13 protein-coding genes are annotated in these 14,587 nt (G+C 63.4%); 6 read left to right on the top strand and 7 right to left on the bottom strand.

The window, feature by feature from the left end; all coding sequences use genetic code 11:
* The first annotated feature begins 180 nt into the window (after positions 1–180).
* Positions 181–1,482 (top strand): ATP-dependent protease ATPase subunit HslU, encoded by a 1,302-nt coding sequence (gene hslU, locus BJ122_RS11505; protein WP_110781155.1) that lies wholly within the window; start codon positions 181–183, stop codon positions 1,480–1,482.
* 68 nt (positions 1,483–1,550) lie between these two features.
* Here the strand turns inward: hslU and BJ122_RS11500 are convergent, their stop codons facing one another.
* From BJ122_RS11500 to BJ122_RS11490, 3 genes are all read right to left on the bottom strand, one after another.
* On the bottom strand, positions 1,551–2,165 hold the full coding sequence (locus tag BJ122_RS11500) for a Smr/MutS family protein (protein WP_110781154.1): 615 nt from the start codon (positions 2,163–2,165) through the stop codon (positions 1,551–1,553).
* Positions 2,162–3,460 (bottom strand): murein transglycosylase A, encoded by a 1,299-nt coding sequence (gene mltA, locus BJ122_RS11495; RefSeq protein ID WP_430694776.1) that lies wholly within the window; start codon positions 3,458–3,460, stop codon positions 2,162–2,164. Before mltA ends, BJ122_RS11500 begins: the two co-directional genes overlap by 4 nt.
* Positions 3,461–3,581: 121 nt before the next feature.
* Positions 3,582–4,292: a Tim44/TimA family putative adaptor protein gene (locus BJ122_RS11490; protein WP_110781153.1), complete on the bottom strand. Its 711-nt coding sequence runs from the start codon at positions 4,290–4,292 to the stop codon at positions 3,582–3,584.
* A 414-nt stretch (positions 4,293–4,706) separates the two neighbouring features.
* Here BJ122_RS11490 and secB point away from each other — a divergent pair, with 414 nt between their 5' ends.
* Positions 4,707–5,177: a protein-export chaperone SecB gene (gene secB / locus BJ122_RS11485; RefSeq protein ID WP_110781152.1), complete on the top strand. Its 471-nt coding sequence runs from the start codon at positions 4,707–4,709 to the stop codon at positions 5,175–5,177.
* 175 nt (positions 5,178–5,352) lie between these two features.
* On the opposite strand, the gene dnaQ is transcribed toward secB, so the two are convergent.
* From dnaQ to BJ122_RS11465, 4 genes are read right to left on the bottom strand one after another with little or no spacing between them, the layout of a single operon-like run.
* The gene (gene dnaQ / locus BJ122_RS11480) at positions 5,353–6,042 is read right to left on the bottom strand and encodes a DNA polymerase III subunit epsilon (RefSeq protein ID WP_110781151.1); all 690 of its coding nucleotides are present in this window, start codon (positions 6,040–6,042) and stop codon (positions 5,353–5,355) included.
* Between the two features lie 44 nt (positions 6,043–6,086).
* Positions 6,087–6,686 (bottom strand): dephospho-CoA kinase, encoded by a 600-nt coding sequence (gene coaE / locus BJ122_RS11475; protein WP_110781150.1) that lies wholly within the window; start codon positions 6,684–6,686, stop codon positions 6,087–6,089.
* A 22-nt stretch (positions 6,687–6,708) separates the two neighbouring features.
* The gene (locus BJ122_RS11470; protein WP_110781149.1) at positions 6,709–7,317 is read right to left on the bottom strand and encodes a Maf family protein; all 609 of its coding nucleotides are present in this window, start codon (positions 7,315–7,317) and stop codon (positions 6,709–6,711) included.
* A complete protein-coding gene (locus tag BJ122_RS11465) occupies positions 7,314–8,153 on the bottom strand; it encodes a pyruvate, water dikinase regulatory protein (RefSeq protein ID WP_110781148.1) in 840 nt (279 codons plus the stop codon). Before BJ122_RS11465 ends, BJ122_RS11470 begins: the two co-directional genes overlap by 4 nt.
* 460 nt (positions 8,154–8,613) lie before the next feature.
* On the opposite strand from BJ122_RS11465, the gene hemJ reads away from it, so the two are divergent.
* From hemJ to mnmG, 4 genes are all read left to right on the top strand, one after another.
* On the top strand, positions 8,614–9,048 hold the full coding sequence (gene hemJ / locus BJ122_RS11460; protein WP_110781147.1) for a protoporphyrinogen oxidase HemJ: 435 nt from the start codon (positions 8,614–8,616) through the stop codon (positions 9,046–9,048).
* A 277-nt stretch (positions 9,049–9,325) separates the two neighbouring features.
* Positions 9,326–10,591 (top strand): transcription termination factor Rho, encoded by a 1,266-nt coding sequence (rho, locus tag BJ122_RS11455; RefSeq protein WP_027278898.1) that lies wholly within the window; start codon positions 9,326–9,328, stop codon positions 10,589–10,591.
* Positions 10,592–10,707: 116 nt separating this feature from the next.
* Entirely contained in the window at positions 10,708–12,054 is a 1,347-nt protein-coding gene (gene mnmE, locus BJ122_RS11450; protein ID WP_110781164.1) for a tRNA uridine-5-carboxymethylaminomethyl(34) synthesis GTPase MnmE, read from the top strand.
* A gap of 173 nt (positions 12,055–12,227) precedes the next feature.
* Positions 12,228–14,105 (top strand): tRNA uridine-5-carboxymethylaminomethyl(34) synthesis enzyme MnmG, encoded by a 1,878-nt coding sequence (gene mnmG / locus BJ122_RS11445; protein WP_110781146.1) that lies wholly within the window; start codon positions 12,228–12,230, stop codon positions 14,103–14,105.
* Positions 14,106–14,587 lie beyond the last annotated feature (482 nt).

Genomic DNA, 14,587 nt, shown 5'->3' with positions numbered 1-14,587 from the left:
GGCGACGTCGCCGCGCGCTTTGGCCGGTGGCCACCGGCCAAAGCGCTTCGTCGCTTCCATCGCACATCTCCGTCGATGGGCAGATACAAGGGGGCAACCTCTCGTCCACCCTCTCATCCGACGCGGACTTGGTCCGCGCCACCTTCTCCCACGAGGGGAGAAGGAAGAAGAAGCAAAGACATGACCCATTTCTCTCCCCGTGAAATTGTTTCCGAACTCGACCGCTTCATTGTCGGCCAGACCGACGCCAAGCGCGCGGTAGCGATCGCGCTGCGCAATCGCTGGCGCCGGCTGCAGCTCGAAGGCGGGCTGCGCGAGGAAGTGCTGCCCAAGAATATTTTGATGATCGGCCCGACCGGCGTCGGCAAGACCGAGATCGCGCGGCGGCTGGCCAAGCTGGCCGGCGCGCCGTTCATCAAGGTGGAAGCCACCAAATTCACCGAGGTCGGCTATGTCGGCCGCGACGTCGAACAGATCGTGCGCGACCTGCTGGAAGTCGCGATCGCGCAGACCCGGGAAAAGAAGCGCAAGGACGTGCAGGCGCGCGCCCATATCGCTGCCGAGGACCGCGTGCTCGACGCGCTGGTCGGCCCGAGCGCGAGCCCGGCGACGCGCGATTCGTTTCGCAAGCGGCTGCGCGCTGGCGAGCTGAACGACAAGGAAATCGAGATCGAAACGCAGTCGAGCGGCGGCGCGCCGATGTTCGAAATTCCCGGCATGCCGGGCGCGCAGATCGGCGCGGTGTCGCTCGGCGACATTTTTGGCAAGCTCGGCGGCCGCACCCGGACCCGGCGGCTGTCGGTCGTCGATTCGCACGAGATCCTGGTCAATGAAGAAGCCGACAAGCTGCTCGACAATGATCAGCTGGTGCAGGAGGCGATCGGCGCCGTCGAAAACAACGGCATCGTGTTCCTCGACGAAATCGACAAGATCTGCGTACGCGACGGCCGCTCGGGCGGTGAGGTGTCGCGCGAGGGCGTGCAGCGCGATCTGCTGCCGCTGATCGAAGGCACCACGGTCTCGACCAAGCACGGCGCGGTGAAGACCGACCACATTCTGTTCATCGCGTCGGGCGCGTTCCACATCGCCAAGCCGTCCGATCTCTTGCCCGAGCTGCAGGGCCGGTTGCCGATCCGGGTCGAACTCAACGCGCTGTCGCGCGACGACATGCGCCGCATCCTGACCGAGCCGGAAGCCTCGCTGATCAAGCAATATGTGGCGCTGATGGGTACCGAAGGCGTGACGCTGCACTTTTCTGACGACGCGATCGACGCGCTCGCCGATGTCGCGGTGTCGGTGAACTCGACCGTGGAGAATATCGGCGCGCGCCGGCTGCAAACCGTGATGGAGCGGGTGCTCGACGAAATCTCGTTCTCGGCGCCCGATCGCGGCGGCGAGACCGTCGAGATCGACGCCGAATTCGTCAAGAAGCACGTCGGCGACCTCGCCAAGAACACCGACCTCAGCCGGTTCATTCTGTAGCGGTCGTTACCAACCTTTACGCACGCCACATGGCCGGGCTCGTCCCGGCCATTGTCGTTTTCGATCCGCTAATAATAACGGCCACGCCGCACCCGGACATAGAGCGCGCCTTCGCCGCCATGGCCGATATGGGCTTCCTCAAAACCAACCACGAAGGCGCGGAATTCCGGCAGGCCGAGCCAATGCGGCACCTGGCGGCGCAGCACGCCGCGTTCGGAATCGGCGCCGCGGCCCTTGCCGGTGATCACCAGCACGAAACTCATGCCATCGGCGCTGGCGTGCTGCAGGAAATGCAGCAGCGTGCGGTGCGCCTGGGTCTGGGTCATGCCGTGCAGATCGATGCGGCCATCGATCGATTTGCGGCCGCGCGACAGATGGGAACGCTCGCGCCGGCCGATCGGCATCAAAGGCGGCGCGGAGCGCGGCTCGCGCGGTGCCACCGGCGGCGGCGGCAATGGCGCGGTGCGCTCAACACCGGCGAGCGGCGAGCGCCGCAATTTCGGCTCCGGCGGCGACGGCGCGGGTGGGGGCGGCTGCGGCTTGGCGACCTTGCGCTGCGGTTTGCGAAGCGGCTTGATCTGGCGCGCAATGCTGTCCCACAGCTCGCGCTCCAGCGGCGACAGCGCGCGCTGCCGCCGCGAGGCCGGCGGATCGAACTCCGGATCGAATGGCGGCTTCTTCATCGCGCGTGATGCCCCCGGCGATGCTGGGAATGCGGGCGATGATGGTGATGGCGATGCGAATGGTGCCCATGACGATGCACGGCGCCATGCGGCCGCGCCGATGACGCTGGCTCGTGCTGCGCGGCCGGGCGCGGTTTTGGCAGCGGCATGGTGTGGGCACGCCAGCGCGGATCGAGACTATTGGGCAGCAGCAGCGCAAAGCGCGCCGGATGGCGCAGCCGCCCGGAAATCTGACCGGCTTCAGCACCGGCGCCGAAATAGAGGTCAGCGCGCGCCGGACCGATGATCGCCGAGCCGGTGTCCTGCGCCACCATCAGCCTGCGAAACGCCGTGCTCGGCTGCTCGCTGCTGATCGGCAGATCGCCGTCGATAAAGAACGGCGTGCCATAGACATGCAGCGCGGCGTCGACCGCGATCGATCGTCCCGCCGTCAGCGGCACCCCCTGGGCGCCGATCGGCTCGTCCTTGTCCGACAGCTTGACCTCACGGAAGAACACATAAGAGCGGTTATGACGGCGCAGTTCCTTGGCGCCATCGGGATTGTCGTCCATCCACTGCCGGATGCGCTGCATCGACATCTGCTCGCGCGGCACGATGTTGCGCTCGATCAGGATGCGGCCGACCGGCGTATAGGGATAGCCATTATGGGCATCATAATTGATGCGTAGCGTCGATCCATCCGCAAGCTGCACCCGCGCCGAACCTTGAATCTGCGTGAACATCAGATCGGTGTGACTCTTCAGCCAGCAGATTTCCAGACCGCGGCCGGCGAGCACGCCATCTTCGATCCCGGCGCGGTCGTAATACGGCACCAGCTTGCGCCGGCCGATCTTGCGAAACACCTGGCCCTTATTGGGCAGATTGCTGGCATTTTGACTAACGCCGCGCACAAACAAATTCGACGGCCGCCGATAGACCGGCACGTTATAGACCTCGGTCGGGGTGCGGGAGCCTTCAATAATCGGCTCGTAATAGCCGGTGACGAAACCTTCGGCGTCGCCAAGCTTGCTGATGCGCAGCGCCACGAAATGCTGCTCGAAGAACGCGCGGGCTTGCGCGGCATCGGTCACGTCATGATGGCGCGCGGCGCGGCACGGCGTCGTCAACGAATCACCAAGCGGTTTTAAAGAGGCAGCGGCAGCGGCAGCGGCAGCGGCGGCGCGCGGCGCCAGCACCGCACGGCAGCTTTTGCGGAACGCCGCGAACGCCGCGAGCTGATCGTCATCGGCCCAGCCAGTTAGCTCGGCCCATGGCACCGGCTGATATTGCGCGTCGGGAAAGATGATCGGCCACACCGGCGCGGGCTTTGGCCGATGATGCTGATGCGCGGGGCGGGCTAACGCCCCGTCATGCAAAAGCGCGACCGCCAGGGCGATCGCGCAGCAAGAGGTCAGCCGGCGGACCGGCTTGCGGAGCTTATTGACCGCTGCCGGTACCAACCAGCTTCCAGTTCGGATCACGCGATCCCACGTCGCGGGCGAATGTCCAGACATCGGTGATATCGGCGACCTTCTCGGGATTTCCGTCGACAATGGCTCCCGTCTTGTCGCGGGTCACCGTGATCATCTGCGACACGAATCGCACCGTCAATTGCGCCGACCGATCGCGCAGCTCGGCGCCGATCAGCTCGGCCTTATCGATCGACACGAACCGGGTTTCGGTCTTGTGGTCCTGCTTCTCGCGTTCGCGGATCGCGGCCTCGAAGCTCTCATAGACCTCGGACGACAGCAGATCCTTGAGCGAGCGCCGATCGCCATTGGCGAAGGCGAGCACGATCATCTCATAGGCGCCGCGGGCACCAGCCAAGAAATGATTGGCGTCGAACGAGGAGTCATGGCCCGCGATGGCATTCAGGCCCTGTTCGAGCACGGAGCCCGGCTCGGCGATATTCTTCCAGCGATCGGACGGCGGGGTGACATCGGCGGCCGGCCCGAGCGTCGGATCCAGGGTCGGGTCGATCGAGGGGCTGGGCATCGGCACAACCTTGCCCTCGGAGCCGCGCAGCATGTCGCGCGCCGCACGATCATAGGGCGGCCGTTCATCGCCGGTCCGTTGTCCGAGCACATTGCGCAGACGCAGGAAGATAAACACCGCAAGCGCGAGGAAGATGATCGTGTAAATATCCACGTCGCATTCACTTTCTGGTCGAGACCGGCGCTGCGTCCGGCAGGAAAGTCCCCAAAGAAGACGAAATTCGTGAAACCGAAGTTATCTTCCACCATGTAGGCATCAACCGCGCTCCGCCAATGGGATAATGCGGCGAGCGCAGCGATTGTTTGTCGGCAATCGGGCGGTATCTTTATGCTCACCTCGATCGCGATTTGCGACAATAGCGCGTTTCCGCCCGCAGGGGAAATCGCGATCCAAGCCATAGTTCCATAAAGTCAAAGGCTTACTGGTCAGGGCCCCGGTTGTGACCGCTGCTTTGCGGCCGATCTCGGCTTGTGGAACGGCGCGCGGCTATGATAGCCACTCGCGGCATCATTCCCAGGCGATCGCGGCGACCGGCCGCAGGATCGCCAGCGCTTCAGGAGAAATTTCATGACCAACGGCAACGGCGCTCCGGAAGCCGCTCCTCCGCAGCTCAACGTTCTGGCGCAATACACCAAGGATCTGTCGTTCGAAAATCCGAATGCGCCCGCCTCGCTGGCGCCGCAGGCCCAGCAGCCGGCGATCAATATTCAGATCAATGTCGGCGCCAAGGCGCTGGCCGAGAACGAATATGAGGTGACGCTGTCGATCGAGGGCAAGGCGGAGAACGGCTCGAGCCTGATCTTCAGCTTCGAGCTGCAATATGCCGGCGTGTTCCGCATCGTGAACGTGCCGAATGAGAATCTGCACCCGCTGGTGATGATCGAATGCCCGCGGCTGCTGTTCCCGTTCGCCCGCGAGATCATCGCCACCGCGGTGCGCGATGGCGGCTTCCCGCCGCTGCTGCTCGATCCGGTCGATTTCGTCGGCCTGTATCGCCAGAACATGGAACGCCAGGCGGCCGAGCAGCGGCCGAGCTGACGTTTCAGGCATTTCATCGATGATGGCCGGGCTCGTCCCGGCCATTGTCGTTTTGAGGGTGCTGAACCGCGATGCCGACGCCTGTCGCTTGAAGGCGCGCAGGATCAAAGACGTGACTGGTCGGCACGCGCGGTCAAAAGCTTGACCGGGCGGCAACTTAGCCGGCCCGCAAGTCTCAGCTCAGATATTCTTTCCAGAGCGCGTTGTCGCCGAGCGTGGCGATGAAAGCGCGGTGCGCTTCGCGGTCGGCATCACTGACCCGCGGTTGCAGCGGCGTTTCGCGCTGCCGGCGCGGACCATCATGGCCGGCGCGCGCCCGCGGGCTATCTGATTCGGCCAAAACCAGTTGCGATTGCCGCGCTTCGATCAGATCGACATAGACTTCGGCCAGCAATTCGGCGTCGAGCAACGCGCCGTGCTTGGTGCGGCGTGAATTGTCGATGGCATAGCGCGAGCACAGATCGTCGAGCCGGTTGGAAACGCCGGGATGCTTGCGCCGTGCGATCAGCAGGGTATCGACCAGCCGGTCGCGCGGGATCGGCGGTTTCGACAGCCGCGCCAGCTCGGCATTGATGAAGCCGATGTCGAACGAGGCGTTGTGAATCACCAACGGCGCGTCGGCGATGAATTCCAAAAATTCGTCGGCGACCTCGGCAAACAGCGGCTTGGTCGACAGAAATTCGCTGGACAGGCCGTGCACCGCGAACGCCTCTTCGGGCATGTCGCGTTCCGGATTGATGTAGCGATGGAACGTGTGCCCGGTCGGCATCCGGTTAAAGATTTCGACGCAGCCGATTTCGACCAGCCGATCGCCGCGCAGCGGATCGAGGCCGGTGGTTTCGGTATCGAGGACGATTTCACGCATCGAATCAGGAAGGCTACTGGCTGCGGATCAACGCCGGCTGCGAATCAGGGACGACGGCGCGGCATTTTAACCGCGGCGGCGATGATATCGCGGATGGCGGCGCGCACTGGCTCAAGGCCATGGGAGCTATCCACCACGAAATCGGCGCGGCGGCGCTTTTCGGCATCGGGCAATTGCCGGGCGAGAATCGCTTCCAGCTTGTCCGGCGTCATATTGTCGCGCGCCAGGATGCGGGCGCGCTGGGTCTCGGCATCAGTCGACACCACCACCACGGCATCGACCTGCTGGTCGCCGCCAGTTTCGAACAGCAACGGCACATCGACCACCGCAACCTCGGCTCCGGAGCGCTCAGCCTCATCCAAAAATGCCTGGTGATGAGAGCGCAGCAGCGGATGCACGATCTGTTCGAGCCGGCGCATCGCCGCGGGATCGTGCACCACCCGCTCCGACAATTTGGCGCGGTCAACCTTGCCATTCGCCGTGGTGCCGGGAAAAGCCGCCTCGATCAGCGGCGCCGCTTCGCCTTGATAGATGCGATGCACGGTGGCGTCGGCGTCATAGACGGGAATGCCGGCCTCGGCGAACAGCTTGGCGGTGGTCGATTTGCCCATGCCGATCGAGCCGGTCAGTCCCAGAATACGCATCCGCGCCCCTTCCGCTTGCCAATCACAACCCGAGTAGCCGCTGCGAGCGCAAAAATTCCAGCACCGGCACCAGAGGCAGGCCGAGGATCGTGAACAGATCGCCATGGACGGCGCTGAACAGATGCACGCCGAGCCCTTCAAGCTGATAGGCGCCAACGCTGGTGGTCGCCGCCTCGCCAACTTCGTTGAGATAGGTGTCGATCTGCTCGTCGCTGAGCGGGCGCATGGTCATGCGCGCGACCGAGACGTCCGAAAACAAAATCTGGCCATTGCGCACCAGCGCTGCGGCTGAATGCAGCTCATGGCGACGGCCGGCCAGCGAACGCAATTGCGCCACAGCCTGGGCCCGGTCGGCGGGCTTGTTAAAGGTACGTTCGCCCAGCGCCAGCGTCTGATCGGCGCCGAGCACCAGCCGGCCGGGATGGCGCGCCGACACGGCGGCGGCTTTTTCTTCGGCGAGCCGCACCGCGATTTCGCCGGGCGTGGTCAGGCCACTGGCGTGCTGCACCGCCCGTTCATCGATGGCAGCGGGGAAAGCATCAAAGGGAATCCCGGCATTGAGCAGCAACGCTTGGCGCGCCAGGCTCTGTGATGCCAGGACCAGCGGTTGGGATCCGAGCCAAACTGTCATTCCAAGGGCCGTTGCCGTTGCCGATCGGCGAGCAGTTTCATCACCGCCGCCGCGGTCTCTTCAATCGAGCGTCGCGTCACTTCCAGAAGGGCCCAACCATATTTGGCGCTGAGGCGTCTTGCATAGGACACTTCGTCGCTCACCGATTGCCGGTCAGTATAGTCGTCATTGCCGACCGGGGCGCCCAGGCTCAACAAACGGTTCTGGCGCACCTGAATCAGCCGTTCCGGCGACGCGTGCAGACTGACTACCAGCGGCTTGGTCAGGGTTTCAAGCTGATGCGGAATCGGAATGCCCGGCACCAGCGGCACATTGGCGGTGCGGATGCCGCGATTGGCGAGATAGATCGAGGTCGGCGTTTTCGAGGTGCGCGACACCCCGACCAGCACGACATCGGCCTCTTCCAGCCCTTCGACGTGCTGACCATCGTCATGCATCATCGAATAATTGAGCGCGTCGATCCGCTTAAAATATTCGGCGTTGAGCGTGTGCTGCGCACCGACCCGGCCGGTGGTCGAAGAGCCGAGATAGGCCTGAAACAGCTGCATCACCGGCCCGATGATCGACAGGCTGGGGATGTTGATGTCCTGGCACTTTTGTTCGAGCCGCTCGACCAGCTCCTGTTCGAGCAGGGTGAACAGCACGATGCCGGGCGCTTCCTCGATTTCGGCCAGCACCCGATCGAGCTGCTTCTGGCTGCGCACCAAGGGATAGACATGCTCGACCGGCGTGACATTGGCGTATTGCGCCGACACCGCGCGCGACACGGTGATCAGGGTTTCGCCGGTGGAGTCCGAGACCAGATGAAGGTGGAAATAGCTGCCGTCGGTAGGCATGCGGACGCCTGTATATCCTGTGAATCGCTGTGGGTTCTTGTGCCGGACGTGCCGGTCGGCTTGTCCGCGCCGGGACAAGTCCAAGAATTCTGCACAGGGCTCCTCGTGTGAATCAATCAGGCAGCCGCCGCCAGGATAGCGGGGTTAGTCGCCCTTGTCTTTGGATAAGGGCGTGCCAGACGTCGGCAAGTGCTTTCGCTGCCGACGATTTTTCCCGCTGTGGAGAAGCGGGACAGCGCCGCGCGCAATGTGGAAGACACGCGGATCGGCGCAGGACGAATCCTGATCCGGGCAATCCACGTTCAATAAGACTCAAACCTTAAGAATCTATAACTATTGGTTTAGGAAAGGATCGCTTGCGGAGAACCGCGACTTCGCGCATTCCCTAGGGGGCCTTGGCAGCCGAGTGGTTCCGGGAAGTCTGGAACGCCATGCCTCCGAGAGCGCAACGAGAGTTCGGATGTTCGACACGATCTATCTTTGGTTGAAGGCGCTGCATGTCATCGCGGTACTCTCGTGGATGGCGGGTATGCTCTACATGCCGCGGTTGTTCGTCTATCACTGCGATGCCCCGGTCGGCTCCAAGCAGTCCGAGACTTTCAAGATCATGGAACGGCGCCTGTACAAGGCGATCATGAATCCGGCGATGATGGTCGCCTGGGTGGTCGGGCTCTACATCGCCTACGAGCAGAACTATTTCACCGACGGCTGGTTCCACGCCAAGCTCGCCGCCGTGGTGCTGATGACCGTGATCCACCTGATGCTCGGCCGCTATGTGCGGGCCTTTGCCGCCGACCAGAACCGGCACACCCATAAATTCTATCGCGTTATCAATGAGATTCCGACGCTGCTGATGATCGGCGCGGTGATTTTCGTGGTCGTGAAGCCGTTCTGAACGAAACTTCCGTGACGCTCGGAAATTCTTGCGTCACGGCTTTCGATTTTCTATAGTTCGCCCATTCCCACCCACGCAGGCGGACTGTGCGCGCATTTCGGTTTCAGCCGAATCGGTTGCCGCAGCGGGTTTGAAGCCTACTGACCGGTCCTATCTGAGCGAGACTCTCCGGGTCAGCACTTCAGCCTGAAGACCTGCGGACCTTCCTGACCGTACCAGCGTCCGCTTGTTCGATCCCCTCGCAACTGCTCCCCCGTTTTTCGACAGGACTCTCCCAATGCGGGAAATAAAGCTTCAAGACCTCAAGGCAAAAACCCCAGCCGAGCTGGTGTCGTTTGCGGAAGAACTCGGGGTCGAAAACGCCAGCACGATGCGCAAGCAGGAACTGATGTTCGCCTGTTTGAAGCAGCTGTCGGCGAAGGAAACCGACATCATCGGTGAAGGCGTGGTGGAAGTGTTGCCGGACGGGTTCGGCTTCCTGCGCTCGCCCGACGCCAATTACCTGCCGGGTCCGGACGATATTTACGTCTCGCCCTCGCAGATCCGCCGCTTCGGCCTGCGCACCGGCGACACCATCGAAGGCCATATCCGCAGCCCGAAGGAAGGCGAACGCTATTTCGCGCTGCTCAAGGTCAACACGCTGAACTTCGAGGATCCCGAGAAGTCCAAGCACAAGGTCAATTTCGACAATCTGACGCCGCTGTTCCCGGATGAGCGGTTCCGGCTCGAGCTGGAAGACTCGACCCGCAAGGATCTGTCGGCGCGGGTGATCGACATCGTGGCGCCGATCGGCAAGGGCCAGCGCGCTCTGATCGTGGCGCCGCCGCGCACCGGCAAGACCGTGCTGATGCAGAACATCGCGCACTCGATCACCGCCAACCATCCGGAATGCTATCTGATCGTGCTGCTGATCGACGAGCGGCCGGAAGAAGTCACCGACATGCAGCGTTCGGTGAAGGGCGAGGTGATCTCCTCGACCTTCGACGAGCCGGCGGCCCGTCACGTCCAAGTCGCCGAAATGGTGATCGAAAAGGCCAAGCGCCTGGTCGAACACGGCCGCGACGTGGTGATCCTGCTCGACTCGATCACCCGTTTGGGCCGCGCCTACAACACGGTGGTGCCGTCATCGGGCAAGGTGCTGACCGGCGGTGTCGATGCCAACGCACTGCAGCGCCCGAAGCGGTTCTTTGGTGCGGCGCGCAATATCGAAGAAGGCGGCTCGCTGACCATCATCGCGACCGCGCTGGTTGATACCGGCAGCCGCATGGACGAAGTGATCTTCGAAGAGTTCAAGGGCACCGGCAACTCCGAACTGATCCTCGACCGCAAGGTGTCCGACAAGCGCACCTTCCCGGCGATCGACATTTCGCGCTCCGGCACCCGTAAGGAAGAGCTGATCACCGATCCGCAGCTCCTCAAGAAGATGTATGTGCTGCGCCGCATCCTCAATCCGATGGGCACCATGGATGCGATCGACTTCCTGCTCGACAAGCTGCGCAACACCAAGAACAACGCCGAGTTCTTCGAGTCGATGAACACCTGATCGGCGGAATCGACAACGCAATCAGCAAGGGCGCCGCGCTGCCAGCCGGCGCCTTTGTTTTATCAGTACGATGGCTCCGAATCGGCATGGCCGTGATCAGCTCGCAAGAGAAAGCGATGCATCCAAGCGAACAGACTATCTTCGCGCTGTCGTCGGGACGATTGCCGGCGGCGATTGCGATCGTGCGCATCTCGGGACCACAGTCGAGTGCCGTGCTGAGCGCGCTATGCGGCCGCGTACCTTCGCCGCGACTGGCGACGCGGTGCCTGCTCAAGAGCCAGGCCGGCGAGCCGATCGATGACGCCATGGTGCTGTGGTTTCCGGGACCGGCAAGCGCAACCGGCGAAGACGTCGCTGAATTGCACATCCATGGCAGCCGCGCGGTGCTGGCAGCACTGATCGGCGAACTATCAACATTTGAACAGTTGCGGCCGGCCGAGCCCGGCGAATTCACGCGCCGCGCGTTTGAAAACGGCAAGATCGATCTGACCGGCGCCGAAGCGCTCGATGATCTGATCCATGCCGATACTGATCAGCAGCGCCGCCAAGCATTGCGGCAGTTGCAAGGATTACTCGGCGATCGCGCCCGCGCGTGGCGGCAGCAGATCATCGAAGCGGCGGCGCTGATCGAAGCTTCGATTGATTTCTCCGATGAAGGCGATGTACCCGATGAGTTGCAAGCGCCGGCCTTTGCCAAGATCGCGGCGCTTGCGGCCGAGATCGGCGAGGTACTCACGGCGCAGCATCATGGCGAGCGACTACGCGATGGTTTGGTGGTGGCGATCGTGGGCCGGCCCAATGTCGGCAAGTCGACGCTGATCAATCAGCTGGCGCGGCGCGAGGTCGCGATCGTGTCGCCCCACGCCGGCACCACGCGCGACGTGATCGAAGTGCATCTTGATCTTGGCGGCTATCCGGTGACGGTGATCGACACCGCCGGCATTCGCGACACGCTCGATGCGGTCGAGCAAGAGGGTGTGCGACGCGCACAGGCCCGGGCCGCGGATGCCGATCTTGTGCTGTGGCTCGCCGATGACGATGATGAGATGCCACCAGCGATCGGTAGCGACCAGGTGGTGGTCTGGCGGGTGCGCAACAAGATCGACTTGCAGTCGGAAGCCGGTGCTCGCGCCGACGGGAATCTTTCGGCAGCCAGCCAGAGCTTCGCGATCTCGGCCAAGCAGGGCGAGGGCGTTGCCGCCTTGGTTGGAGCGATCGGCGAATTCGCCGGGAACTATTTTGGCGCGGGCGAAACGACGCTGATTTCGCGGCAGCGGCATCGCGATTTGCTGCAGCAAACGGTCCAAATGCTGCAGTGCAGCATAGCGGACCGCGACCGGGGCGAAGAGTTGGTGGCGGAGGATTTGCGCTCGGCGTCGCGAGCGCTCGGTCGGCTGCTCGGCCAGATCGATGTCGAGGATCTGCTCGACGTGATCTTCAGCGAATTTTGTATTGGCAAATAGCGGTGCGTCTGATCATCACAAGCGATCGCAGGAAACCGTTGTCGGGGCTGGATTGTTTCACGTGAAACAAAACTCAGCCTCCAGATCGCCAACCCATTGTTTCACGTGAAACATCGCCCCGGATCATTCCGGCTTTGCGAAACCCGCGCATCGCGCTAGAAGCCGCCCTCATCATGACCCTTAAGTTTGACGTCATCGTCATTGGAGGCGGACACGCCGGCTGCGAAGCGGCCGCGGCCGCCGCGCGACTCGGCGCGCGCACCGCGCTGGTCACTCATCGGTTCGACACCATCGGCGCGATGTCGTGCAATCCGGCGATTGGCGGATTGGGCAAGGGCCATCTGGTGCGCGAGGTTGATGCGCTCGACGGCCTGATGGGCCGGGTGATCGATGCTGGCGGCATTCAGTTTCGAATGCTCAATCGTCGCAAGGGGCCGGCGGTGCGCGGGCCGCGCGCCCAGGCCGACCGCAAGCTTTATGCCCGCGCGATGCAGCAGGCGATCCGCGACACCAACAATCTGACCGTGATCGAAGGCGAGGCCGACGATCTGTTGTGTCACGGCGAACGGGTCAGCGGCGTGCGGCTGGGTGACGGCCGCGAATTGTCGGCCGGGGCGGTGGTGATCACCACCGGCACCTTTTTGCGCGGCTTGATTCACCTGGGCGAACAGAGTTGGCCGGCCGGCCGGATCGACGAGCCGCCGGCGCTCGGCCTGTCGAAAGCGTTTGAACGGATCGGCTTCCAACTCGGCCGGCTGAAAACCGGCACCCCGGCGCGGCTCGATGGCCGCACCATCGACTGGGCGGCGGTCGAGATGCAGCCCGGCGACGACCCGGCCGAGCCGTTTTCGGTGCTGACCGAGCGGATCACCACGCCGCAGGTCGAATGCGGCATTACCCGGACCACGCCGGCCACCCATGCCGTGATCCGCGATAATGTCCATCGCTCGCCGATGTATTCCGGGCAGATTCAGAGTTCTGGGCCGCGCTATTGTCCGTCGATCGAGGACAAGATCGTCAAATTCGGCGATCGCGACGGCCATCAGATCTTTCTGGAGCCCGAAGGGCTCGATGATCCGACCGTGTACCCGAACGGCATCTCGACCTCGCTGCCGGAAGAAGTGCAGCGCGCGATCCTGACCACCATTCCGGGGCTGGAGCGCACCGTGATGCTGCGCCCCGGCTACGCCATTGAATATGATCATATCGATCCGCGCGAATTGCAGCCGACCCTGGAAGCCAAGCGGTTGCGCGGGCTGTTCATGGCCGGGCAGATCAACGGCACCACCGGCTATGAAGAAGCCGCGGCGCAGGGGCTGGTTGCCGGCCTCAACGCCGCGCTGATCGCGGGTGGCGGCGTGGGCGTGCTGTTCGACCGTGCCGAGGGCTATCTCGGGGTGATGATCGACGATCTGGTGACGCGCGGCGTCACTGAGCCGTATCGGATGTTTACCTCACGCGCCGAATACCGCCTGACGCTGCGCGCCGACAATGCCGATCAGCGGCTGACCGCCAAGGGCATTGCGCTGGGGTGTGTTGGATCAGAACGGTCGGTATTCCATCATAACAAGATGGCGGCGCTGGCGGCGGCAAAATCGCTGGCGCAAAGCCTGACCATCACCCCGAACCAGGCCGGCAAGCACGGTCTGGCTCTCAATCGCGACGGTCAGCGCCGCTCGGCGTTTGAATTGCTGGCCTATCCTGAGGTCGGCTGGCCGGAAGTGCGGGCGATCTGGCCGGAACTGGCGACGATTACCTCGCAGATTGCGTTCCACCTTGAGATCGACGCGAAATATGACGTCTATCTGCAGCGTCAGCTCGCCGATGTCGCCGCTTTCCGTCGCGACGAGGGCCTGCTGCTGACCGATGTCGATTATGCGGTGGTGCCGGGTCTGTCCAATGAGGTCCGCGGCCGGTTGGAACGGGCGCGGCCGCGCACCGTCGGCCAGGCGGGCCGGCTCGATGGCGTGACGCCGGCGGCACTCGGCATTTTGGCGGCCTATCTGCGCCGCGAAGCCCGCAAACAGCCGGTTTCGGGCAAGGGCAACTGACCGGCGCTGACCCTTGTTTCACGTGAAACGAGGGGAGGGACCGCGCCGTTTCACGTGAAACAGAGCCGCCGAGGCTGGTTGTTTCACGTGAAACAGCGGCGCCAGGACACCCTCTTGGGCCGAAGCACAGCAAAAGCCCTTCCGACTCGCTCACCGGGGTGCCTATCCGGCCTCCCGACGTTCATTGGCTCAACATCGTCGGCGCAACGGGCGTTTTTCCCTCCGCCTTGTGGGGAGGGTGGCCGGCCGTAAGCCCGGACGGGTGGGGGTGAAGTGGTGAAGTATGCTGCGACCCCACCCCGGCGCTTCGCGCCGACCCTCCCCGCAAGGGGAGGGAAAGCCGGCGTCTCTCCGGCACCAAATCGCACCAACCAATCGATCGCGGAGGCCGAGAGGCAGTTCGTCCGGGTAGGGACCCCTCCAAACCTGCCCGATCTCCCTAAATCACCGCCGAGCGCTCGAATTCGATGGATGAATCCCGA

This window comes from Rhodopseudomonas faecalis, from assembly GCF_003217325.1.
Lineage (GTDB): Bacteria > Pseudomonadota > Alphaproteobacteria > Rhizobiales > Xanthobacteraceae > Rhodopseudomonas > Rhodopseudomonas faecalis.
The sequence above is the reverse complement of the archived record's forward strand: the minus strand, read 5'-3'. Positions and strand labels throughout refer to the sequence as shown.